Source organism: Streptomyces flavofungini (assembly GCF_030388665.1).
In the GTDB taxonomy this organism is placed as follows: domain Bacteria; phylum Actinomycetota; class Actinomycetes; order Streptomycetales; family Streptomycetaceae; genus Streptomyces; species Streptomyces flavofungini_A.
Genome location: NZ_CP128846.1, coordinates 2075824 through 2100186 on the forward strand (window position 1 = coordinate 2075824; position 24363 = coordinate 2100186).

The 24363-nt window shown below is 75.8% G+C and carries 15 protein-coding genes; 12 read left to right on the forward strand and 3 right to left on the reverse strand.

What is annotated here, in order from left to right:
* Positions 1–113 precede the first annotated feature (113 nt).
* Positions 114–863 carry a metallophosphoesterase gene (locus tag QUY26_RS08145; protein ID WP_289944580.1) on the forward strand — a complete coding sequence of 250 codons (750 nt, stop codon included), beginning with the start codon at positions 114–116 and terminating at the stop codon, positions 861–863.
* Here the strand turns inward: QUY26_RS08145 and QUY26_RS08150 are convergent.
* Positions 856–1452 (reverse strand): PDZ domain-containing protein, encoded by a 597-nt coding sequence (locus QUY26_RS08150; protein ID WP_354670673.1) that lies wholly within the window; start codon positions 1450–1452, stop codon positions 856–858. The genes QUY26_RS08145 and QUY26_RS08150 overlap by 8 nt on opposite strands.
* Positions 1453–1740: 288 nt before the next feature.
* Positions 1741–2607: a LysR family transcriptional regulator gene (locus tag QUY26_RS08155; protein WP_289944581.1), complete on the reverse strand. Its 867-nt coding sequence runs from the start codon at positions 2605–2607 to the stop codon at positions 1741–1743.
* Between the two features lie 96 nt (positions 2608–2703).
* Between QUY26_RS08155 and QUY26_RS08160 the strand changes: the two genes are divergently transcribed.
* Positions 2704–3507 carry a CTP synthase C-terminal region-related (seleno)protein gene (locus QUY26_RS08160; protein ID WP_289944583.1) on the forward strand — a complete coding sequence of 268 codons (804 nt, stop codon included), beginning with the start codon at positions 2704–2706 and terminating at the stop codon, positions 3505–3507.
* Between the two features lie 44 nt (positions 3508–3551).
* Here the strand turns inward: QUY26_RS08160 and phsA are convergent, their stop codons facing one another.
* Entirely contained in the window at positions 3552–5357 is a 1806-nt protein-coding gene (phsA, locus tag QUY26_RS08165) for an O-aminophenol oxidase PhsA (protein ID WP_289955587.1), read from the reverse strand.
* Between the two features lie 546 nt (positions 5358–5903).
* On the opposite strand from phsA, the gene QUY26_RS08170 reads away from it, so the two are divergent.
* The 10 genes from QUY26_RS08170 (at position 5904) to QUY26_RS08215 (ending at position 24206) form a co-directional block, all read left to right on the forward strand.
* Positions 5904–6380, forward strand: coding sequence for a hypothetical protein (locus QUY26_RS08170; protein ID WP_289944585.1), 477 nt, complete (start codon positions 5904–5906; stop codon positions 6378–6380).
* Between the two features lie 37 nt (positions 6381–6417).
* On the forward strand, positions 6418–8604 hold the full coding sequence (locus QUY26_RS08175) for a CHAT domain-containing protein (RefSeq protein WP_289944587.1): 2187 nt from the start codon (positions 6418–6420) through the stop codon (positions 8602–8604).
* A 9-nt stretch (positions 8605–8613) separates the two neighbouring features.
* Positions 8614–14418, forward strand: a complete 5805-nt coding sequence (locus tag QUY26_RS08180; RefSeq protein ID WP_289944590.1) for a CHAT domain-containing protein — start codon at positions 8614–8616, stop codon at positions 14416–14418.
* On the forward strand, positions 14415–14771 hold the full coding sequence (locus tag QUY26_RS08185; RefSeq protein ID WP_289944591.1) for a hypothetical protein: 357 nt from the start codon (positions 14415–14417) through the stop codon (positions 14769–14771). Before QUY26_RS08180 ends, QUY26_RS08185 begins: the two co-directional genes overlap by 4 nt.
* Before the next feature lie 37 nt (positions 14772–14808).
* Positions 14809–15381 carry a nucleotide exchange factor GrpE gene (locus QUY26_RS08190; RefSeq protein ID WP_289944594.1) on the forward strand — a complete coding sequence of 191 codons (573 nt, stop codon included), beginning with the start codon at positions 14809–14811 and terminating at the stop codon, positions 15379–15381.
* Positions 15378–17519, forward strand: coding sequence for an Hsp70 family protein (locus QUY26_RS08195; protein ID WP_289944596.1), 2142 nt, complete (start codon positions 15378–15380; stop codon positions 17517–17519). The genes QUY26_RS08190 and QUY26_RS08195 overlap by 4 nt, the downstream gene beginning before the upstream one ends.
* A complete protein-coding gene (locus tag QUY26_RS08200) occupies positions 17516–19603 on the forward strand; it encodes an Hsp70 family protein (protein WP_289944597.1) in 2088 nt (695 codons plus the stop codon). The genes QUY26_RS08195 and QUY26_RS08200 overlap by 4 nt, the downstream gene beginning before the upstream one ends.
* 92 nt (positions 19604–19695) lie before the next feature.
* Entirely contained in the window at positions 19696–21426 is a 1731-nt protein-coding gene (locus QUY26_RS08205) for a hypothetical protein (protein ID WP_289944598.1), read from the forward strand.
* The gene (locus QUY26_RS08210; protein WP_289944599.1) at positions 21423–21932 is read left to right on the forward strand and encodes a hypothetical protein; all 510 of its coding nucleotides are present in this window, start codon (positions 21423–21425) and stop codon (positions 21930–21932) included. The genes QUY26_RS08205 and QUY26_RS08210 overlap by 4 nt, the downstream gene beginning before the upstream one ends.
* 3 nt (positions 21933–21935) lie before the next feature.
* Positions 21936–24206 carry a hypothetical protein gene (locus tag QUY26_RS08215; protein WP_289944600.1) on the forward strand — a complete coding sequence of 757 codons (2271 nt, stop codon included), beginning with the start codon at positions 21936–21938 and terminating at the stop codon, positions 24204–24206.
* The last annotated feature ends 157 nt before the right edge of the window (positions 24207–24363 follow it).

Below are 24363 nucleotides of genomic sequence, written 5' to 3' on the forward strand. Positions count from 1 at the left end.
CGGCCCCCTCGCCCCATGCCACCGTTTCGCGATTGGCCGTTCCACGACCGGTGTCGCTAATGGTTAGATCCTTCTCAGCCATTAGATCATTCCGGTACGGAGGGGCGTACGACATGCTGGTACTCGCGCAGATCAGTGACCTTCACCTGGACGGGACCGCGCGCGCGACGGAGCGGGCCGAGCGCGTGCTCGACCATCTGCGGGCGCTGCCGGGGCCGTTGGACGCCCTCCTGGTGACCGGCGACATCGCCGACCACGGCGAGGAGTCCGAGTACAAGGAGGCCGCGCGCCTGCTGTTCGCCGACGCGCCCTGGCCGGTCCTGACCTGCCCCGGCAACCACGACGCGCGCGGGCCCTACCGCACGGCGCTGCTCGGCGAGAGCTCGCCCTCGGACGCGCCCGTGAACCGCGCCCACCGCGTGGGCGGCACCGAGATCCTGATGGTCGACTCCAGCCTGCCCGGCAGCGACGAGGGGCAGTTGGACGAGGAGACGTACGCGTGGATCGAGGAGCGGCTCGCCGGGCTCGACGACGGCACGCCGGTCCTGCTGTCCTTCCACCACCACCCGGTCCGGATGCACCACCCACGCCTGGACACCTGGCGGCTGCGCGCGCCGGAGCCCCTCGCGGCCCTGGTGGAGCGGCACCCCGAGATCGTCGGCCTGATCATCGGGCACGCGCACACCCCGGCGGCGACCACCTTCGCGGGGCGACCGCTGATCGTCGGCCCCGGCGTGGTCTCGACGCTGCGACTGCCGTGGGAGGGCGAGGGCTTGGTCGACCTGGACGCCCCGGTCGGGCTCGCCTTCCACGTCCTGGACGACGAGCGGCGGCTGACGACGCACTTCAGGGTCGTCACGTGATCAAGCCCGGCCGCACCGACAACACCTGCCGCGCGCCGCTCGCGTGACGGACCGTCAGCGTGACGTTCCTGCCCGGCCTCGCGCCCGCGACGGCCTTCGCCAGGTCACCGGCCGAGGCGACCCGGCTGCCGCCGAACGCGAGCAGGACGTCACCGCGTACGAGACCGGCGGCGTGCCCGGGGCCCGGCCGGCGCACCGCGACGAGCAGCGCGCCGCCGCCACCGGGGGCGTCGACGGCCTCGACGCCGAGGGCGGGGCGCGGGGACTGTGGCCCGGCGACCGGGGCACCCTTGCCGGAAGAGGTCTCCTTCGGGGACGCGGCCGGGGGCGCCTTCGGGGGAGCTTTCGGGGACGCGGCCGGGGGGCCCTTCGGGGACGCGGCGCGACCCTCACCCGCCCCTGCCCCCGCACCGGCCCCCGCTCCCGAGGCCGCCCCCGGGGCCGCTCCCATCGCCGCGCCCTGCTCGCCCGCCTGGCTCTGCATCTCCGCGAGCTTGCTCATGCCGATGACCGTGGCGCCCACGGTGCCGAGGCCGATGCCCGAGAGCAGCAGGACCGCGGCGCAGAACAGGCCGAACAGGAGTGACAAGAGCCGTCTGCCGCGGCGGCGGGCGCGGTGCGGGCGGTGCGGGCGGCGCCCCTTGAGGGGTGCGCCGGATCGTCCGGCCTTCCGGGCCGCGTCCGACCCGTCGGACAGGCCGGACGCTTCGGATACGTCGGACGCGGTGGTGGTGCCGGGTGTGTCTGATGTGGCGGATGTGACGGATGTACGGCCGGGGTCTGGCTCGTCTCCCGGCAACGGCTTGGGACGCAACGCGGTCTGTTCCATGGCTCGCCTCCGGCCACAGCCCTACCCGGCGTGACCCCGCGCGACGATTCACGAACGGGTGACGTCCAGGCGTGCGGCGAACATCGTGGCGGGACCGTGCGGGGTCCCGGCGTGCACCAGTTCGGTGCGGTGGACGACGCGCGGCTCGGTGAGCGGTACGCCGACGGTGCCGGGCGCGGTGGCGGCCGACTCCGGGAGCAGGGCGAGGCCGTGGCCCGCGGCGACGAGGGCGGTGAGGGTGCGCACGTCGGTGCCTTCGTAGCGCAGGGCCGGGCGGAAGCCGCCGCCCCCGTGGGCCGCCCGCAGCTGGTCCAGGGGCAGGCCCGCACCCGGAGCGTCCAGCCAGCGGGCGTCGGCGAGGTCGCCCAGGCGCAGGCCGGTGCGGCGGGCCAGCGGGTGGCCGGCAGGAAGGAGCACGCGGACGGGTTCCTCGCCGACGCCGCGGACGCCGAGCGGGGCCACGTCGGGCAGCCGCAGCGGGTCGCTGGGCGCGGCCAGGCCGTCGACGAGCCCGAGGGGGGCGGTGCCCGTCGCGACGGCCTCGGGGACGTCCGCGCGCGGCAGGACGCGCAGGGTGACGCCGGTCGACGGGAGCGCCCGGAGCGTGCGGGGTGTCAGGGCCGTCGGCGCGGCCACGAGCGTCAGGTCCTCGTCGACCGCGCCCGCGAGGGCCGTGACGTCGGCGCGGGCCGCGTCGAGCCGCAGCAGAAGCGGACCCGTGTGCTCGAGCAGCCGCTCGCCCGCGCGGGTGGGCGCGACGGGGCGGCGGGTCAGGAGCGGGGTGCCGAGGTCCTGTTCCAGGGCGGCGATGTGCTGGGAGACGGCGGACTGGGTGTAGCCCAGTTCGCGGGCGGCGGCGGAGAACGAGGCCAGGCGGGCGACGACGGCGTACGTGCGCAGGAGGTGCGGGTCCATGGCGGTCAGGATCGCCCAGGCGCATCAGCGTTGCTTATGGAGGGTGCAGATTTCATCGTTGGACGTGAACGGGCGGGGCCGCCCAGGATGAGGTCCATGACCGCAACACCGGCCCCCGTGGCTCGAATCGCCCTGATCGCCGACCGCTCGCTGTCCGTCATCGCCCACACCCGCGTCCCGCTCCTGCTGTCCGCGCTCGCCGCCCGCGACGGGCTGCTCCTCGACGCCTACTGGATCCCGACGACGGACGCCGAGGAACCGGACGCGGTGCGCGGCTTCGACGCGGTGTGGGTCCTTCCGGGCAGTCCGTACCGCAGTGAGGCGGGCGCGCTGGCCGCGATCCGCGCGGCCCGCGAGGGTGGTGTGCCGTTCCTCGGCACGTGCGGCGGCTTCCAGCACGCGCTCCTGGAGTTCGCGCGGAACGCGTGCGGCCTGAGCGACGTGGCGCACGCCGAGAACGAGCCGGACGCCGACGACCTGATGCTCACGCCGCTGGCCTGCTCGCTCGTCGGCCACGAGGGCGTGGTGCGGCTCGCGCCCGGCTCGCTCGCCGAGTCGCTGCTCGGCTCCGACCGCTCCCTGGAGCGCTTCCACTGCGTGTACGGCCCCGACGGCAGCGCCCACCTGCCCACCCTGGAGGCCCACGGCCTGCGCTTCAGCGGCAGGGACGAGCAGGGCCAGGCGCGGGTCGCCGAACTTCCCGGCCATCCATTCTTCCTGGCCTCGCTGTTCCAGCCGGAGCAGTACGGCGACGGCTCGCGTGCGCATCCGTTCGTGCGGGGGCTCGCCAGGGCGGCCGTGGCGCACGCGGCGGGGGCGCGGGGGCTGGAGGGGCGGGTGCCGGAGGGCCGGGTGCCGGAGGGGCAGGAGCCGGCAGCGCAGGGGGCGCGGACCGCCTGAGCCCGCGTCCCCGCCGCGCCCCGGCCACCCCGGTGGCGTGGTCCTCAGTGGCCGCCCCCGTGACCGCCGTCATGGCCGCCGTGCCCGCCGCCGTGGTCGAACTTCAGCGCCTCCTTCGGCATCACGACGAACGGCCGCATCATCCCCATGTCCTCGTGTTCGAGGAGGTGGCAGTGGTACATGAACCGGCCGTACGCCCCGTCGAACTTGCCGATGACACGCAGGAGCTGGCCGCCGGGCACCCGGAACACGTCTTTCCAGCCGCGCTCGTTGGGGGCCAGGGGGACCGGCGTGCCCGGGTCGTGGGTGATCGGGGCGCGGGTGCCGCCGATCGTGACGTCGAAGCCCGAGGCGTCGTACGCGTCGCGGCCGAGGAGTTGGAAGTCGGCCAGGTGGATGTGCATCGGGTGGGTCACGTTCGGATTCACCGCGAGGTTGAGGAAGCTCCACTGTTCGTACGCGCCCTCGCCGATCGTGTAGCCGAGGCCGTCGTTGAACGTCCGGGCGATGCGCCGGTACGTCTTCAGCACGCCGTCGGGGCCGCGCAGTTGGATGATGCCGTCGGTGGGGACCTGGATGGATCCCGGGTCCTTCACCTCCACCATCTCCCACATCTCCGGATGGCCGCCGCCGCCCTTGGTGGCGGGCGGGGTGAGCACGACGAGGCGGTGGCCGTGCGGCACGCCGTGGCCGATGGCCCGGAACGATCCTGACAGGACCTCGGGCAGCCGGAAGGTCTCGGGGGCGCCGCCGCCCCTGCCGACGCGGAACTCCATGACGTGCGGATACGCCACGTCACCCGCGGGGTCGGGCACGCCGGGCGCGGCGTTCGGGCCCTTGTTGACCAGGCGGAGCCGCTTGCCCGCGAGCGTCCGGAAGTCGACGAGCAGGTCGAAGCGCTCGGCGGGCGCGACCGTGAGCGCGGGCAGGGCCGCGTCGAAGTCGACGGGCACGGGCCGGGGCAGCAGGCCGCCGTCGCTGCCGATCTGGTGCAGCACGCCCGGCACCGGCGCGTTGTCCTCGTCGACGAGGACCAGGTCGTACGTCCGGGCGTTCGAGGCGTTGACCAGGCGGAGGCGGTACCAGCCGGGGGCCACGTCCGCGTACGGCCAGATGCGGCCGTTGACCGTGGTGTACGGGCCGGTGAAGGGCAGCGAGACCGGCTTGCCCGTCTCCGCGTTCTTCGGGTCGACGATCGTGGTCTTGTGCAGGAGGCGTCCGGTGAGGCGGCCGTCCTCGTCGGTGTCCAAGTTCCTGTCGGCGATGAGCAGGGGGATCTCCCGCTTGCCGGAGGGGAGTTGGAGGGCGTCCTCCTCGTCGTCCCGGACGAGGTACGTGCCGTAGAGCCCCGCGTACACGTTCCACCGGGTGATGTTCATGGCGTGGTCGTGATACCACCACTGGACCGCCTGGTGGTCGTTCGGGTACTCGGACAGCTGGGCGTCGCCGTACCCCACGGCGTTGTCCGCCCAGCCGTCGTTCCCGCCGCCCGTCTGCGCGCCGTGCACGTGCGTGACCGTCCAGGCGGGCAGTGCCGCCACGTCCTTGTTCGGCTCGACGCCGTCACGGCCCGGGCGGGTGCTCGGCGGCGGGGACGTACGCGGGGCCTCGACGGCCGTCACGGGGAACTCGCTGTCCTTGGGCACGCGGTTCGTCCAGGCGATCCGCACGCGCTCGCCGCGGCGCACCTCGATGGTGGGGCCCGGCACGCACCCTTCGTACCCCCACATGAGCGTGGGCGGCAGTTGCGGGTGCAGCCGCACCCAGCCGGGGCGGACGGCGATCTCCGTCTCCTCCAGGACGTCGCCGCCCGCCGGGCGCAGGACGGGCGGGACCGTCAACGGCGCCATGAACGGCGCGAGTTCGCGGGTTTCCAGCTCGTGCGCGACCGTGTCGCGGTCGATGCCCGCGTGCGCTCCGGTCCGCATGCCGGCCTGAGTGCCGGTCCGCATGCCGGCCTGAGTGCCGGTCCGCATGCCGGTCTGCATGTCAGTCACGTCGGTCAAGGTCGAACACCCCCGTGTCCAGCTGTCTTCAGTGATGCGGCTGACTCGGCTGTTCTTCAGCCTTCACCCCAGAAGACTCACGGCATGCGCCGAAAGTTCCATGAATCCCCCATTCCAGAAATAGGGCGCATGACGGGTGCATGGCAGATGCCTGACGGATGCGCGGTGAGCGCTCGGCGGGGCGCCGAGAGGTGGTGCGTGTGGGGGTCCCGGGCCCGCTGGTGCGGGTGAGAGATCGCTGTTTCCCGGTGCGGGAGCGACCGGCGCCTCTAGGCTGCGGGTCCCGGGGCCCGTTCCGCACCCACCGCCACCCCGACCCCGACCTCGGCCTCGCCCCGCCCCGCCCCCGAGCCCCGGACCGCCCGCCCCGCCGGAAGGAGAACGCGCCCCATGCCCGACGCCCTGCCCCTGCGCGCGGAGGTGCTGCTCGACCAGGACGCCCCGGAAGCCCTCGCCCAGGACCTGGTCGCGGCGCTCGACGACCTCGGCGTCCGCACGGCCCGCGTCCGCCGGGCCGTCGCCCACCGCGGCGTGGGCGACCTCGCCTGGCTCGCCCTCGCCTCCCTGCCGCTCCAGGCCTTCCTCAGCGGCCTGGGCGCGGAGGCGGTGCGGGACGCGTACGCGTCGCTCAAGGGCCTGGTACGGCGCGGGGCGGACCCAGGGGCGGCGGGGGCCGACGGGGCGCCGCGCCCCTTGGTGCTCCAGGACGACCGGAGCGGCCTGAGCGTCGTCCTGGAACCGGATCTGCCCGCCGAGGCGTATGAGCAGTTGCTGGGCCTCGACTTGACGACGTTCCAGGTGGGGCCGCTGCACTACGATCGCCAACTCGGCCGCTGGCGCTCGGAGTTGGACGAGGCCGCAGGCTGACGGACCATCACTGGCTGCTGAACGGGGGCTTGTGGGAGTGGAGCCACGGACGGAGCCGACGCTCGCCGACGCGGAACGGGACGGCGCGGAACGGGATCGCTCGCAGGAGGCCTGCGCGGAGGAGGCCCACGCGGAGGAAGTCCGCGTGGAGGAGCCCCACGCGGAGGCGCGGCCCCATGTCCGGCTGGGACGCGTACGCCTGGCCGCCGGGGATCTCGACGGCGCCCGCACCGAGTTCCAGCTCGCCCACGAGGCCGCGCCCGACGACGCCACTCCCCTGTTCTGGCTCGGCTGCGCCCTGGCCCACGAAGGGCGAATCGACTCCGCCGAGGCCCACTTCACCCGTTCCCTCGCGTGCGCCGCGCCGCACCCGCGCGCCCTCGTCCAGCGCGCCTACACACGCCTCGCGGCGGGGAACGGGGAGGGGGCGCTGGCCGATCTCCGCGCGGCGGAGCGGAGCGGAGTGCTGGACGACGAGGGCAGGTGGGCGGCGGCGGTGCTGTCGGGGGTGCGGGGCGCCGTCGGCTCGGGGCGACGGAACGCGTCCGGCCCGGGGACACACAGCACCCCCGGATCAGAGGCACCCAGCCCCTCCGGCCCAGGGGCGGCACCGAGCGCCCCCGAATCCGCGCCCACCGCGTCCCGCGTCGCCGCGCTGCTCCGCAGAGCCGGGCTCGCCGCGCTCGACGGCGCCGACCCGGACTGGCCGCGCGCCGCCGCCCTGTTCGGCGCGGCGTGGGACATCGAGCCGTACACCGGGCGCTTCGCGGTGCTGTACGGCGTCGCCCTTGCCGTGGGCGGGCGACGGGACGCCGCCGTCGACGTCCTCGCCACCGCCGCCCGGCGCGACCCCTGCGACCACCGCGTCACCCACGCCCTGGCGATCGCCCTCCTCAACTCCCCGACACAGGAACCCTCCGCCGACGTCCCGCACACGACGGACTCCCCCACGACGCCCGCAGCCCCGGCACCCCCGACACCCACCCCGCCCTGCGAGCGCGCCATCGCCGCCTGGGGTGCGCTCCTCTACGACAGCTCCTTCTGGGACCGCGTGCGGCTCGCGGCCGGGCGGCGGTACGGCGCGGAGGTGGGCGCCGACCTCGTGCCCGGCCTGCGGAGCGGGCTGCGTGACCGTGTGGCGCGGCGCCTGCCCGACGAGGGCGTCAGCGGCAGCCGCGTAGCCCCGGACGTGCTCCTCCAGCGCGAGGCCGACGCCGCGCGGATCCTCGACGAGGCCGGCGGGTTCCCCGGGCCCTGGGACACCCCCCTGCGCTGCGGGCCGCTGGCGATCGCCGCGCTCGGCCGGGTCCGGGAGTTCGGCGTCTTCACCGCCACGGGCAGCGGCGCCGCCCCCGAGACGGGCGTCGCGCACCCCGCCCTCGTCCACCCCTTCTCCGAACTCGGCTTCGCCCAGATCCAGTTGACCGCCGGGCTGCCCGGCGACGCCCTCGCCGCCCTCACCGAGCTGCGCTGCCGCGACTGCCGCGCGCGGGCGCGTGCGGCGGGCCCGGCCGCGGCGCCCGTCTGCGAAGCGGACTGCGCCCGCTTCGACGGGCTCAACCCCGGGTACGCCGGGCTCCCCGACCGCCACCGGCGGCTCGCCAAGGACGCCCGGGAGCTGGCCCTGCACGCCCGCGTCACCCTCGGCAGGGACCACCTCACCGCCGACCGCCCCGACTTCGGCGCCGCCGCCGCGTGCTGGCGCCGCGCCCTCGTCCACAGCAGACGGCTGGAGCGCTACCGGCACACGCAGGCAGCCGTCGTCGGCCTCGCGCTCGCCGCTGCCAAGGACGCCTACCGCGCCGGGCACCTGACCCGCGCCGCGAGCACCCTGGAGACCGCGCGCTCCGTCATCGGCGCCAACGAACGACCCCATCTGGACGGCCAGTTGGCCCGCGTACTCGCCGACCGCGGCATCCGCGAGGCCAACCGCGAGGACGCCGACCTGGAGGCGTCCGCGACGGACCTGCGGCGCTCCGTGGCGATCGGCCCGCGGCTGCGGCGCGCGCAGCTCAGCCTCGGTATCGTGCTGCGCGGCCTGGCGCTGCGCCGCTGGGGCTCGGGCAGCCTGTCCGGCGCGCGCACCGCCCTGGAGGAGGCCGTCGGGCAACTGACCGCCGCGCTCACGCACTTCCCCGACGACCCGGAGATCACCGAGGAGCGGGACCGGGCCCGGAGCGAACTCGACTTCGTACGCGAACAGTTCGACGAGAGCTGGAGGTGAGCGGCGGCGATGCTCCAGTACGAGGAACTGCGCATCCGGGTCCGCCCCGTCGGCCCGTCCCACTGCCTCGTGGCCGTCAGCGGTCCCGCGTGCGCGCTCGGCGTGATCGCCGTGGACGGCGCGCCGGCGGCGTTCCGGGCCCGCTGGGACCGGCTCGTCGCCGCCGACCTCGGCCTCGCACCCATGGGCGAGCGGCACACGGCCGAGCAGCTGCGCGACCTCGGCCGTGACGTGTACCGGTTGCTGTTCGGCGGCGACGGCGGCGAGGGGGCCGGGGGCTGCCTGGCCGCCGCCCTCGAACTCGCCCAGCGCCTGCGCCCCCCGCGCGGCCTGCGGCTCCGCTTCGACCTGCCGCCGCACCTGCGGGAACTGCCGCTCGAAGCCCTGTGCGCGCCCGCCGGGATGCCGCAGCAGTCCCTCGCCCTAGGCCCCGGCCACTCCCTGGCCCGCTCACTGCCCGGCGGGCCCCTCGGCCGCCGCCTGCCCGACCCGGCGGACGAGCCCAGCCTGATCCGTCTCGTCGTCGCCTGCGCCTCCCCGGCCGGGTCGGGCCCCGCCCTCCGCGTGGACTCCGAAGTGGCCGCGCTGCGCCAGGAGTTGCCGGAGGTGGCGGTCCGCACCACGGTCGTCGAGCGGGCCACCCGCGAGCGCCTGGAGTCGGCGCTCGGGGCGCACGGCGACCTGCCGACGGCCGTGCTCCTCATCGCCCACGGAACGTACGACGAGGACCTCGGCAAGGGCGTCGTCCAGCTGGAGACGGAGCACGGCGGCGCGGACCCGGTGCCCGCCGATCTGCTCAGCGGCATCCTCCTCAAAGCCCCGAGGCTGCGGCTCGCCGTCCTCAACCTGTGCTCCGGCGCTGACAGTTCGGGCCCCGACGGAGTGCACACCGAGCCGTTCTCGGGGCTCGCGCAGGCGCTCGTCGGCGGCGGCGTGCCCGCTGTCGTCGCCATGCGCGGCCGGGTCAGCGACGTGTCGGCGGGACGCTTCAGCCCCGAGCTCCTGAAGGGGCTCGCGGCGAACCGGACCGTCGACGAGTCGATGGCCGCCGCGCGCCGCCGCATCTCGCACCTGCCGCGGCACACGGCCGTCGAGTGGGCGACGCCCGCGCTGTTCCTGCACGCCGGATACCGGCACGGCTGGCTCTTCAAGGCGCGGGAGGTGCGCGACGACGACGGCGCGGCGCCCGACCCGCTGCGCGAGGGCGCCGACGCCCTGCGCGCCTTCCAGCGGCCCGTGGGGCACGTCGGCGCGGCGACGCTCATCGACGCGGCGCGGTTCGAGCGCGACCGCGGCGAGTGGGCGCAGGTCCTGCGGATCCTGCGGACACCGACGCGGCAGTACGAGGACGAGCAGCGGCAACTGCGGGACGAGGCGGCGTTCGAGCTGGCCTGGCCCGAGCTGGAAGCGCTCTGCGGGGTGCTCGCCGCCGGGCGGGACGGGGCGGACGCGGCGCGGCGCCTCGCCGCGGTCCGCGCCGCCCTGCCGTGCCCGCTGCCCGCCGGGCTCCTCGACCGCGCGGACCGGCTGCGCCACGCCGCCGAGCTGGCCGACCGGGCCCGCGCCGCGGAGGCCGCCGCGGACTGGCCCACCGCCATCGCCCTCTACGAACAGGTCCTCGCCACCACCCCCGACTCCCCCGCCCCCCGCGCCCGCCTCACCGAGGCCCGCACCCGGCTCCGCCTCGCCACGGCCCTGGCGACGGCCGCCCACGCCCACCACGCCACCGCCTGGCCCGAGGCCGCCCACGCCTACGAGGAGGCCCTGGCCCTGCTCCCCGACGACCCCGCCCTCACCGCGCGCGCGGCGTACGCGCGGGGCCGCGTCGCGGAGGGCGCCGGGGACTGGCGGGGGGCGATGGAGGCGTTCGGGGCCTGTACGGGGGCCGGCGGGGGCACCTTGGGCGAGGGGGGCAGCGAGAGGGCCGGGGGTGGTGTCGCGGTCGGGGGCGGCGTGGCCTGCGGGGAGAGGGCGGGTGTCCGGTACGGCATGTCCGCTGAAGTCGGTGCGGCGACCGGGACGGCGGACGCCGGGTGCGGCCCGGCCGCTGAAATCTCTGCTCCGGCCGGGAACGGCTCGGCGCCCGCCGAAGCGGGCGCGCTCACCGACACCGCCGCCCCACCCGCCGAAGCAGTCGCAGTCACCGGGACCGGTCCGATCACCGCCGACCGCGCGCAGCCCCGGAACAACACGACCGCCCCGGCACCGGCTCCACCGACAGGTCCGACCGCCGCACCCGCGCCCCACGGCGATCCCGGCACCGGCCCCGCCCCCGCGAGCCCGCCCCGCGCCGCCCCCGCGGGCACGCCGGAGCACCCGGACATCTCCGACGCCCCCGCCCGGTACGCCTACGCGCGCGGGCGAGCCGCGGCCGACGCGGGTGACTGGGCGACGGCGGCCGCCGCCTTCAGCACGTGCCGCGAGGCGGAGGCCGGTGCCGGGGCGACGGGGCACACCGACGTCACCCTCCGCTGGACCTACGCCCGGGGCCGCCGCTGCCAGGAGCTGGGGGACTGGGGCGGCGCCGTGTCCCACCTCGCCGCTCTCCCGGCCGAGTTCGTCGACGTACAGACCCATCTGCGGTTCTCCCGGGGCATGTTCGCCGACTCCCGGGGCGAGTGGGAGGGCGTCATCGACGGGTTCGGCGGGCTGCCCGACGAGTACGCGGACGGCGAGGTGAAGGTGCGCCGCCTCTACGCCCGGGCCCGCGCCGCCGCCGACGGGCGCGGGGACTGGGCCGCCGCCTCCGGGCTCCTGGCCGACCTGCCCGACTCGGCGCGCGACGGCACCGTCGCACCGCTGCGCCGCAAGGTGGAGGGCCGCCGCGCGGAGGCCGGGGGCGACTGGGCGGCGGCCCGCGCGATCTACGCCCGCGCGTTCACCGGCGGCGGGCCCGGCGGCACTCTGCCGGCGCCGCGCACCCCGTTGCCGCCGCACGTCCCCGAGCCCGCGAGCAGCGCCGCCGCGAACTCCCCGGCCACCGCCGCCCCCGCCCCGAACTCCCCGGCCCTCGCCCTCACCCCCACCGCCCGGGAGTCCCTCCACCTGTACCTCTACGCGCTCTCCCGCACCCACGAGCTGTCGTGCCGGTGGGCCGACGCCCTGCACGTGTACCTCGTGCTGCCCGACGCGTGGGCGGACGTGGCGGCGCGGCGGCGGTACGCGCGGGCCCGGGTGGCCGAGGAGGAGGTCGAGGCGTCGGGCGAGGGGCCGGGGACGGCCGCGCGGTGGCGGATGGTGGCGGCCGCGTACGACCTGCTCGGCGAGGCGAGCGGCGCGGGCAGCTGCGCGGGCGGCCGCGCCGACTCGTGCGCCGCCGGTCACGCGGGCGACACCGCCGGTGCGGGCGAGGGGCGCGACCACGCCGCACGCGCGGAGTACGCCCGCGTCCGTGCCGCCGAGGCCGACGGCGAGTGGGCCGCCGTCGTCGGGGCGGCCGAGGCGCTGGGCGCCTACCGGGACGCGCCCGCCGTCGCCGCGTACGCCCGGGGGCGGCTCGCGGACGCGCACCAGGAGTGGCGGCGGGCCGCCGAGGCCTTCGAGGAGTGCCGGGGGCACGGGGACGCGGACGCCCACCTGGCGTACGCGCGGGGCCGCTCCCTGGAGGCGGAGGGCCGGTGGAGCGAGGCCGTCGAGGAGTACGGGCGGGCGGCGGACCGGCTCGACCGGGCCGATGTGCGCCGGCGCAGGCTGCGGCGCCTCATCGACCTGCTGCCGTGGGCCGACGGCGCGACCCGGGGCCCACTGGCCGCGGACCCGTTCGCGCTGCGCGACGAGACGTACCCCTACCGGGCGCTGCGCGCGGTGGGCGTGCACCCGGGTGTGTCGATGGCCGCGGTGAGCGACGCCTCCTACACGCTCCTGGAGCGCGGCGGCATGACGTGGTCGGAGCGGGTCGCGTGGGACCGGCTGCGGCTGCCGGGCAGACGGCTGCAGGTGGACGCGCTGCTGTACCGGTGGCAGCAGCCGGACGGTCTGCGGGCCGCGCTGGCCACGCTGTCGCCGGACGACGAGCACGCCGGGCCCGGCTTCGTGGACGTGCTGTGCGAGCGCTTCCCCGGCGACGCCCCGCTCCTGCTGCTCCTCGCGCGGGGGCGCGACGCGGCCACCGCCGAGTGGGAGCGGCGGCTCGCGGCCGCGCCGGGCGACATGGCGACGGCGCACGGTCTGGCCGTGGCCCGGCTGTGGCAGGCGCAGGAGCTGGAGCAGAGCGGGGCGTGGGAACACGCCGTGCGGACCTGGGAGTTGGCGCTCTCCTACTGGGCCACGCTCCTGAGCGACGACGTGTACTGGGACGGGTGGCGGGCCGAGCGGGCCGACTGCTACGAGCGCAAGCTGACCCACGAGGACATGACGCGGCTGCGCTGGGAGCTGAGCCGCCATCTGTTCGGCCTGCTCTCGGCGTACGAGCAGCGGCACACCGAGCAGGACCGGCCGGAACAGGCCGCGTGGTACGAGGAGTTGGCGGAGTTCCTGGAGGCGGAGCTGGCGGGCGCGCGGATCCTCAAGGACGTCGGCGGGCTGCCCGGCGTACCGGGGGCGCGCGCCGCCCTCGCCTGCGGGCCGCGCTATCTGCGCCTGCTCGACCTGCAACTGCCCCTCGCCGAGCTCGCCGCGGACCTGGACGCCGCCGCGAAGGACGGCAAGGACCCGGGCGAGTACGCGGTGCGCGAGCTGCGCTGGGCGTTCTCTGGCCTCTCCCGGGCCCTCACGCTGTGCGCGGTGCACAAGTTCGAGCCCGCCCTGCGCGCCCTGCCCGCGTTCCCGACGCTGACGACGCTCCCCGACGACTGCGCGGGCCCCGCCGCCGCGCCCGACCCGCGCCGCCACCTCGATGGGTGCGCGTACTGCCAGGAGTTCCTGCGCCGGGACCCGGCGTACGCCCGACTGCCGCACCGGCACGCCCGGTTGCTGCAGGACGGGGTCGAACTGGCCGTGCGGGTGCGCCTGGAGCTGTCGCGCACGGCGCTCGCCGACGGCGAGTGCGGGCTCGGCCGGGCCCAGGAGCAGTGGGAGCGCCTGGTGCGGGTGGCGCGCCGCGCGGGGATGACGGCGCGGGCCAAGAAGGCGCTGGTGCGGACCGTGCTCGGGCGGGTCGAGGCCCTCCTCGACGAGGACCCGGCGCGCCGTGGTGACGTCCTGGACGAGGCGATCACGCTCGTCGAGGCGGTGCCGCCGGTGCTGCACCCGCTGGAGCGCGAGGTCCGCGACCAGCTCGACGGGCGGCTCTCGTCGCTGTACTCGATGCGGGGCGTGTGGCGCGGCTACACCCGCACCAAGCACGGCATGCGCTCCGACGTGTACGGCGCGGAGGCCGACCTGCGCCGCGCCCTCGCCCTGAACCCGGCGTCCAACCACGCGCGCGACAACCTGGCCCGCGCCCTCGTCTTCACCCTGGACGCCCGCACCGACGAACTCCCGGCCCGGCTATGCCTGTTGCACGAGGCCCTCGGCCTGCTCGACGTGGGCCTCGGCCAGGCCCTCACCCACAACTACCGCGAGACCCTGGGCGAGAGCCTGGAGGAGCTCGACCGGCTCCTCGCCACGGACCTGGGGGTCGTGGGCGTGGGCGAGCTGATGCGCAGCGACGGCGCGGAGCCGCCCCCGGACGAGGACGACCTGGCGTCCTGGGCCGCCGCCCTGACCGACCGCGCGGAGGCCGAACTCGCCCGCGGTGACGTCCGCAGGGCCCTGCACCACCTGATCCGCGCCACCCGCGCCGACGTCATGGACGGCAGGGTCCGGCGGGCCCTGCTCGACGCGGTGAACCGCTGGCTGACCGCGCTGACCACCGAAGGAGGCGGCCCCTCGTGATCAGGGACCCCGACAGCGGCCCCGGCCCCTACGAAGCGCTCGCCGAGGCCGGCGTGACGCCGTGGACCTCGCACGCGGACCTGCGGGACGTGCCGTTCGACCTGCTCGCCCGGCGCCTGATGACGCCGTTCACGCAGGCGGCCTGGGACGAGCTGCGCACCGTACCGGGACGGCTGCTCGTCGATCTGTTCCGCTACGACATGGACCTCGCCGCCGAACTCCCGGGCGCCGTCGCGGAGATGGACCGGCAGCTCGACGAGCCGGGCCCTCGGGGCGGGCCCGGTGCCGGGAATCCGCTGTCCGAGGAGGCGGCCGCCCGTCTCCTCGCCGACCTCGTCCGCTTCGACGTCTGACCGCCCGAGATCCGACTGCCCGAAAGGAGGCGCGCACATGAACCCGATGGACCCGCCGGACCCCCCGCCGGATCACGACGCCCCGTACGGAGCCGCCGCCCTGGCCGCGTACGAGGGTTCCAGGGCGCTGGCCGCCCGGGACGCCGCGCACCGGGCGCACACCGAGCGGCTGCTCCTGGTGTGCGCCGACACGCTGGACGCCTGCGGGCGGCTGCTCGCCGAAGGGCCGGGCGGCGCGGACCCGGCCGCGTACCACCGCAGTCTCCGACTCGTCGTGCGGCAGCTGGAGTCGGCGGTCCGCGACGAGGGCCTGGAGGTGTTCGGGCGCGCCGGGGAGCGCGCGGAGCCTGCCACGCACCACGTCGTGGAGGTGCGCGCCGCTCCACCGGGGGCCGTGGACGACGAGGTCCTTGAGGTCGTGCGGCGCGGGTATCGATACCGGGGTCAGGTGCTGCGCGCCGCCCGGGTCGTGGTCGCGGCGGCCGGGGCCGGGCCCGACAGCACCACGGACGAGGACAGCGGCACCGACGGCGACTGCGGTACCGGCAGTGACAGCGGAACCGGCGGCGGGACAGGCAGGGCACCACAGGAAGGGACCACGCACGGATGAAGGCCATCGGGATCGACCTCGGCACGACGAACAGCGCCGTCGCCGCCCACGACCCGCACCGCGGGGACATCGCGGTGCTCACCAACAGCAAGGGCGACCGCCTCACGCCGTCCGTCGTCGGCCTGGTGCGGCGCGACGGCAAGGAGCAGACGATCGTCGGCGAGGACGCCCTGAACTGGGCGGTGCGCCAGCCCAGGGACACCATCGTGTCGGTGAAGCGCCTGATGGGCCGGGACTTCGCGGACACCTCGGTGGCCGAGGCCCGCGACCGGCTCAGCTACGAGATCGTGCCGGGGCCCGACGACGACCCGCGGGCCCATGTGACGCTCGGGGGCCGCACCCGGACGCCCGCCGAGATCTCCAGCGTCATCCTCGACAAGCTGGTGCGGGACGCGGCGCGCACCCTCGGCGAGCAGGTCACGCACGCGGTGATCACGGTGCCCGCGTACTTCAGGGACGCGCAGCGCGCGGCGACCCGGGAGGCCGCGGAGCGCGCGGGCCTGGTGGTGAAGAAGATCGTCGACGAGCCGACGGCCGCCGCCGTCGCCTTCGGCCTGCACAAGCCGGACGGGGCCCGCAGCCGGGTCCTGGTGTACGACCTGGGCGGCGGCACCTTCGACATCTCCGTCCTGAACACGGTCAAGGACCGGGACGGCAACAGCCAGTTCCAGGTGCTGCGCTCCGCCGGGGACATCTGGCTGGGCGGCGACGACTTCGACCTGGTGATCGTGGAGCGGATCATCGCCTGGATGCGCGCGGAGCGGGGCGTCGACCCGGCGGGCGACAAGGAGTTCCTGTTCCAGGCGAAGAAGGCGGCGGAGGCGGCCAAGCGGGAGCTGAACGAGCTGCCGGAGACGTACATCGTGATCCCGGCCGCGTACCGCGGGCCCGAGGGCATCGTGGACGTCGAGATGGCGCTCACCCGCGACGAGTTCCAGGCGATGATCGCGCCCCTGGTGACCCGCACCATGGACCTCGTCAAGGAGACCCTGTCGGGCTTCGAGCTGGCGCCCGACGACATCTCCGACGTGCTGCTCGTCGGCGGTGGCACCCTGACCCGCCCGGTGTACGAGGCGGTGGAGGCGTTCTTCGGCGCCGACAAGGTGCGCCGCAACATCAACCCGATGGAGTGCGTGGCCTACGGCGCGGGCGTGCTCGCCCAGACCCTGGACGGCGTGGAGTGCCCCGCCCAGAAGTGCGCCCGCACCAACGAGTACGCGGCCGAGACGTGTGTGGACTGCGGGCAGAGCCTGGTCAACGGGCGGCCGGTGGGCTCCACGGGCCTGTTCGAGTCGACGCCCATGGCGATGGGGATCGCCGCCGTGAAGGGCTCCCAGCGGGACGTGTTCGTCCAGATCATCCCGGCGGGCTCCCCCTATCCGCTGCCCGAGCCGCGCCAGCGCACGTTCCACGCGACGGACAGCAGGCTGATCCGAGTGCCGGTGTACGAGGGCGACAGTCATGTGGCGAGCGAGAACCACGAACAGGGCGTGGTGGAGTTCGAGCTGCCGCAGGAGATCGAGATCAACTGCCATGTGGACGTGTCGTTCAACTACTCGGCGGACCGCATCATCACCGTGCGGATCGCCGTGCGCGGCACCGACATGGTCCTGGAGGCGACACCCCGGCGCGAGATGCCCCGCACCCCGCCGCCCGAGACCGAGCGGGAGGTGGACAGCGCGATCCTGCGCGAGGAGCTGGGGCTCGCCGTGCGGGAGGCCCAGCGCTTCCTCAAGCAGTACGGCACCTACATCGAGCAGACGCAGGAGATGAAGGCGCGCCGCGACATCGCGCAGGCGCAGCGGGCGGTGGAGATGGGCGACAGCCGCGAGTACAAACGTCTCACCGAGCTGCTGCTCGACGACATGTACCACCAGTGCGGGCTGGCCAGCCAGTTCCGGCAGGCCGAACTCGCCTCGGACGGCGCCCCGTTGGAGACGGTCAACGCGATCAGTGAGGCCGTCGAGCAGGTGAAGGCGGCCCACCGCCAGGGCAACAGCATCCAGACCGCCGAGCAGGCCAAGAACCTGCGCAGCATGATCGCCGTCGCCTACTCGGAGCGCGCGGTGCCGACCCTGCCCAGCAAGAAGGACTACGGGGGCATCCTCCAGGTCCCCGACGACATGGCCGGCGGATGACGGCAGCAAGGGCCGGTGCGGGCCGCGTCAGCCTCGGCGTGGACTTCGGCGCCACCGGGGTGCGGGCGCTGTTCGCGGGGCCGGGACAGCAGGTGCGCCGCCTCGACCTGCCCGCGGCGGAGCCGTCGTGGCTGCGGTGCGCCCCGGCCGCGGCGGGCGTCCTTCCGGTGACGTTCCCCAGCCTGAAGTCCCTGGTGGGCAGCGGGGGTCCGGTGCCGTGGCGAGGGGAGGCGGCCGACGTGGACACGGTCGTGGTGCGGCTGCTCCGGGGGCTGCGCGAGCGCGTCGAGGAGCAGGCGGACGCCTTCGTCGCGCAGACCGTCGTCAGTGTGCCCGCGTCCTTCCAGTCGGCGCAGCGCCAGGCCCTGCGGGACGCGGCGGACGCGGCCGGGCTCACGCCCGTGCGGCTGATCAGCGACTCGATGGCGGCGGTCATGGGGCACACCACGGACCGCGACAGCGGCACGTTCCTCGTGTACGGCATGGGGTACGAGGGCTTCGAGATCGGCCTGGTACGGGGCGTGCGCGGGCACTGCCGCGCCCTCGGCTACGCCGGTGCGGCCACCTCGGGGGGCCGCGCCTTCGACGAGGCCGCCCTGGAGTCCGCGGTACGGCTCCTTCTGGCGCACCGCGGACCGGCTTCGGTGACGGGCGCCCCGGCAGAGGTGTGGCTCGGCCTGCGCGAGCGGGCCGAGCGGGCCCGCAAGGCGCTGACGGGACCGGCCGCCGAGGACGGGGCCGCGGTAACGGACTTCGCGGCACTCACCCTCGACCTGGGCACCGGGCCCGCCCTGCGCATGGGCATCACCCGGCCGAACCTGGACGCGTTCCTGGAGCCGCACGTGCGCCGCACCGTGCGGCGCGCCCACGCCCTGCTCGACGAGTCCGCGGTGCCGCGCGCGGATGTGGACACCCTGCTCCTGGTCGGCGGCGGCACGCTGATGGAGCAGGTGCGTTCGGGTGTCGCGGGCCTCGGCCGCGGCACCGCCCACGGCCCGCCGGAGCTGCTCGCCCTCGGCGCGCTCAAGCACGCGGTGCGGCTCGCGGGCGGCGGCGCCCCCTCTTCCCGCTCGACGGCCCTGGAGGAGGGCCTCCTCGAACCCGCCGACCCGGCCCGCGACACCCTCGCCGACGCCCCCGCCCTCACCGCGAGCCTCTTCCCCCTCGACGCCCCGCCCGACCCCCTCACCGACGCCTCCGCCGCGCCGCGCCAGGACGTCGCCCACGCAAGGGACCTCGTCCGGCAGGGGCGCAGGCAGGAGGCGGTGGCGCTGCTGCGGGACATCGTGACGGAGGCGCGGGAGCTGCTGGCGGGGCTCGAGGCGGGGCGGGGGACGGGGGTGGCGGGGGACGGGGTTGCGGGCACGGGTGCCGGTGCACATGCCGGTGCCGGGGACAGTGCCAGTGCCAGTGCCAGGACAGGGGACAGGCGTGCGGAGGGCTCGGGCCCGCCGGAACAGCGGACACAGGAGAGGCAACAGACCCAGGAGAGGCGACAGACCCAGGAGGCGCGACAGCCGCAGGAGGAGCAGCAGGAACAGCCGTCACGACAGGAACAACAGTCTCCGCGGGGGCAGCAGCCACCGAAGGAACAGTCGTTGCAGCAGAACGCCGAAGCCCGGGTCGTGCGACAGCGCCCCGGCCGCGGCAGCGAACGCCAACTCGCCCGCGCCAGGCTCCTGCTGGAGCACGGCCGCTACGAGCACGCCGTGCAGGTGTCCCACCAGGCCTGGCAGGAGGCCACCGCGCTCACGGACCGCGCCGACGTCCTGGACGCGATGATCGACGTGCACTGCGCGGCGGCGATGGCCGACATGGCGCCGGACCACTTCGCGGACGCCGAGCGGTGGCTGCGGTGCGCGTACGGGCACGACCCGACGAACGAGCGGGTGCGCGGGCTGCTCGCGCGGCGCACCTTCCGGCACGCGGAGGAACTCCACCGGATCGGTGCGCGGGATGAGGCGATTGAGGCCCTTGGCAAGTGCCTCATGTGGGACCGTGAACACCCCGGAGCCGAGGCGCTTTCGCGCCTGCTCGGCCGCGACGGCAGGAACCGGCGCGGCCGGGGGGACGTCCTCGACTGACGAAGACCGACGAGGCATCCCGGGCGCGGCGCCACGGCGCCCGCGCCACCGGCCCGGGGCCCCCAGGCCGCTCCGAGACAGGGAGTACGCGTTTGACGCCCGCGGAACTGCTGGACAAACAGGATCTCATCAAGCAGCTTCAGGACCTCGCGGGCAGGCCGACGCTCAGCCCGCGAGCCGCCGAACTCCAGGCGCTCGCCGATGACTTGACGCACGCGAAGCGGCTCGACAAGTGGGCCGAGCTGGACCTCGTGCACGCCTACGTCCGCCCCGAGACCGTCACCACGGCCGGCTCGCGCCCCTCGGCGCGCCGCGACGGCGTCCTGGAGGCCGCGCTCGGCGTCCTCGTCTTCATCCCGCTGCTGATCACCTGGTTCGGCCTGCGGGACGCCGTGCGCGCGTACGGGGAACTCGCCGAGGAGAACCGCAAGGAGGCGACGCGGCCTTTCCTGCAGCTGTGGCAGTCCGGGTTCGGCGGGCACCTGTCGACGCTCGGACGCTTCGAGAACGTGGCGCTGACCGCGGTCGTGCTCATCGCCCTGCTCGTGCTGCTCTCGGTCGTGCACGCGCGCGTGCGCTGGCGCGCCGACAAGCAGGAGGCGGAGCAGGAGGCGGAGCGCGAACGGCTGCTCGCACGGCTCGCGTCCGTGCTCACCCGGCTCCAGATGCTGCTCGCACAGCACCGCAGCGCCTCCCCCCAACAGTTCGCGACCGAACTGACCAAGGCCGCACGGCAGATGAACACCCTCGCCGCCAAGGCCGAGAAGAACCACAAGGAGCTGACCGCGACGGCCGGGGCGGTGGCGAGCGCGACGACGTCGCTGCGGGACGCAGCGGTCCGGCTCACCCAGGAAGTGCCGAAGCTGGGCGCGGCGGCGAACCGCATGGAGACCACGCTGCGCGACGTGCAGGCGGCGACGGTCCAGGCGGGCGCCGCGAACACCGCCGCGGCCGACGTCATCGCCGAGCGCGTGAAGGCGGCGGGCACGACGGTGGAGACCTCGCTGCACGCCCTGGTCACCGCCCAGCGTCAGCTCGTGGCCAAGACGGAGTCGGTCGCCCGCGCCACCGAGCAGGCCTCCCAGGCCCTGGTCACGAGCACCGGCCGTACGAGCGACGCGATGGACGGCATACGCGAGGCAACGGAACGCTGGGACGCGGCGGCGGCCCACTGGCAGGACGCGGCGGCCCGGGTGGAGTCGGGCGTGCGGTCGGCGGCCTCCACCATGGGGGCGCCGGTGCACAACGGGTCGGCGCGTCCGGCGGCGGATCCGTACGGCGCGTCGACGCCGGACCTGTACGGGGCGCCGCAGGCGGGCGAGTACGGGTCGTCGCCCGACACGGAGCCGTACGGCACGCCGCTGTCCTCGTACGACGCGTCGACAGGCCCGTACAGCACGCCGACGCCGAGGCCGGGCGGCACGAACGGGACGCCCGTGCCGGGGCCTCGCCCGGCCGAGACGGACCGACCGACAGCAGCGCCCCCGGCGCCGACACCGACACCGACACCGACACCGACACCGACACCGACACCGACACCGACACCGACACCCTACGAAGCCACCAGCCCGCAGGACGCCCCACGCGACACGCCGCACGGCACGGCACCGCACGACACCACCCCCCAGGACACCCCGAGGCCCCCGACCGCACCCGAACCCGGCACCTCGCCCGGCACCTCATCCGCCTCCGCCTCCTCCGCCCTCTCCTCCCCCGACCTCACCTCGGACACCACGTCGGACGTCGCCTCGCACCGCACCCGCGCCCTGCGTCCGCCCACCCGGCGTCCCTCCGCTCCCCCGCCGTCCGGAGGTGACGCGTGAGCCCGTACCGGCGGCGCGGGCGGGGCCGGGGCGCGGGCGGCCGGGTCGCGGGCGTCGTCCTCGCGGGCTGGCTCTTCGCCGACCTGCTGCTCGTACTCGCCCTGGTGTCGATGGCCGACAGGCCCGACCCGCTCGCCGCGCGTCCGAAGCCGTCGAACAGCGCGGACGGGACGAAGCCGCCGAAGCCGAAGCCGAGCCCCACGGGCCCGCGGTCGGTGGAGCGCAAGCCCGAGCAGTTCGAGGTGAAGGGCACGGACAAGGACGCGCTCGTGGCGCAGATCGGCCGGTCCACGAAGAAGTGGCAGGGCCGGACGGCCGCGCTGGTGCTGACCTTCGGCGGCGGGCAGAGCGGCACGACGTACGCCCACCGCGTCAACTCGCTGCTCGGCGAGGGCCGTCCGGAGATGTTCACGCGGAAGACGGCGACGGACGACTTCCACGACCTGAGCAACAGCCCGTCGACCGCCGTGGTCCGGGTGTACTTCTTCACGGCGCCGGGAGGCTGACCGGTGGCGACGAACTGGCGGCCCGGCGTCCGGGGCACCGACGGCACGCCCCCGCCGCTGCCCGTGCTCCCGCAGTTCCCCGGCATGCGCGGATACCGCCAACTGCGCTCCGGCCTTCGCGACTTGGGGTTCCGGCACGCCGCCGAGCTGCTGCGGGAGCCGGGGCGGCAGCAGGCGGCGGGCGGTGTCTTCAACACCCTGCCGACGGCGCAGACGGACGACGGCTTCCGTGTCCTCGACGGCCTGTGGTTCCCCGGCCGCGGCGGGCTGTGGCAGCGCGTGGACGTGCCGTTCGTGCGGCGGGCACGGGAGGCCTGGCAGATGTCGGCGGACCCGCGCGCGCTGACGGCGGCCGCGGTCACGGACGTCCTGGAGACCCTGGCGCGCGACCACCCGATGGGGCTTCGGCGCATCGTCCTGTGGGAGCTGTGCTGCCTGCTGAAGGACGGCGGCGGTAACGGCAAGGGCGGCAGGCCGGGCACGCGCGGAGGCGACGCGGCCACGGCGGGGGCCGGTGCCGGCTCGGCCACGGCGACGACCGCCGACGACGTCGCCGCGCTCGGCGTGCACCGCAGTGAGGCCCGCCTCCTGGCCGCCGCCGTCGACGCCGCCTTCCCCGCCGACGGGGCGGCCCGGCGCGCGGCGGAGGAGATCAACGACGTCTGGCCGGGCACCCGCCTCCGCCGGGCCGAGCACCTCGCGGACCTGCTGCCCGCGGCACCGGACGACCACGTACTCGCCGCGCTGCTCGGCGCGGTGCGGACCCGCTCCACGAAGGTGCGGCTCCTCGCGTACGCGGCCCGCAGGGCGCACGACAGCGGTGACGCGCGGGCGGCGGCCACCACGTGGCTCGGCGCGCTGCGGCAGGCCACGGACGCGCCGGAGCTGCGGGCGGGCCTGCTGCGGACGGCCACCGCCCTCGCCGACGCGCCGTCCGCCCCCGAGGAGTCCGCGGTCCGGGCGTGGCCGCAGGACCGCGGCATCGGCCTGAGCTGGCGGGCGCCGCACGTACCCGGCACGCGCCCCGCCGACCCCGTGACGTACGCCGTCCTGCGCTTCGACGACGACGCCCCGGAGACCACCAGCGAGGTCGCGCGGGTCGAGGTGGCCGCACCGGAAGCCCGGCTGCTGACGGCCCACGACACGGCCGCGCCGCTGGGCCGCGCCCTGCGCTACGCCGTCCTCCCGCTGCGCGGCGACCGCGTCGCCGGGGTGCCGCGCGTCTCCGCGCCGGTCCTCGTCGCGCCGGACGTCACGCAGCTTATGACCAAGCCCGTGCCGGGAGGCGTCCAGGTGCACTGGCGGCCGCACCCGGCGGCCGTCGACATCGAGGTGCTGCGCTACGACCTGCCGGACGTCGGCGCGGGCAGCGGGCCGACGGTGCTGTCCTGCGGGCGCCGGGGACTGGTGGACGACGCGCTGCCCCCGGGGATCTACACGTACCGGGTGAGCTGCGGCTATCCAGGCCCTGGCGGCACCGTCGCCCGGTCGCCCGGGGTGCACGTCATGGCCCGCGTCGAGGCGTGGCCGACCCCCGTGCGGGAGCTGACCGCCGAGCTCGCCGGGGACCGCGTGCGGCTCGCGTGGCGCGCGCCCCGGCGCGGTCGAAGCACCCTCGTGCCCTGGCCGGACGGCCCGATCGCGCCGGGCACGGACATCTCGGAACGCTTCGCCCGCATGTCCGCACCGAGCACACCCGGCGGCGCGACACCCGCCCACGCCACGTCCGCCCACGCCGGGAGCGCGTCGGACCTGCCGGATCCCTGGGCGGCGGAGCCGCGCACGGGTGGTGGCGACGGACGGGACCTGCTGCTCGAAGTGGACCCGCCCGTGGCGGGGCGGCTGCGGATGACGGCGGTGAGCGTGCTCGGCGACCGTGCGGTGGCCGGTCCGAGTGTCGTCATCGAGAGTCCGGCCCCGATCAAGGACTTGACGGTGGTGCGGCTCGGGCGCGGGCGCGCCAACGCGGTGTTCACCTGGCCGGAGCCCGCCGTGCTGGTGCGGGTCGGCTGGCAGGACGGCACGCGCGGCGACTCCCGGCGCGTGCCGCGCAGCACGCACCAGAAGGCGTCCGGGGCGGTCGAGTTGGCCGTGCCGGAGAGCGCCTGCACCGTCACGGTCACCCCGCTGACCCGCCCGGACGCCGTCGCCGTGCCCGCGCCGCCCGCGTACGCCGACCTGCCCGCGGCGCACCTGCCGCCGCCCCCGCCGGAGCCCGCGCCGTGGCGGCGGTGGTGGCGCCGCTGGCTGCGCACCCGCGCCCGCCAGAGCTGAGGTCCCGGCGACCGGAGCTGAGGTCCCGGCGGCACCGCACGTCCCTCGTACCCGCCCCGCGCCCCTCGATGATCCCGGAACTCACCGAAACCCCGGGAGCTCCGGAACGCACCGGCCCTCCAACGCCCCCGACTCCCGCAATTCCCCTACTCCCGCA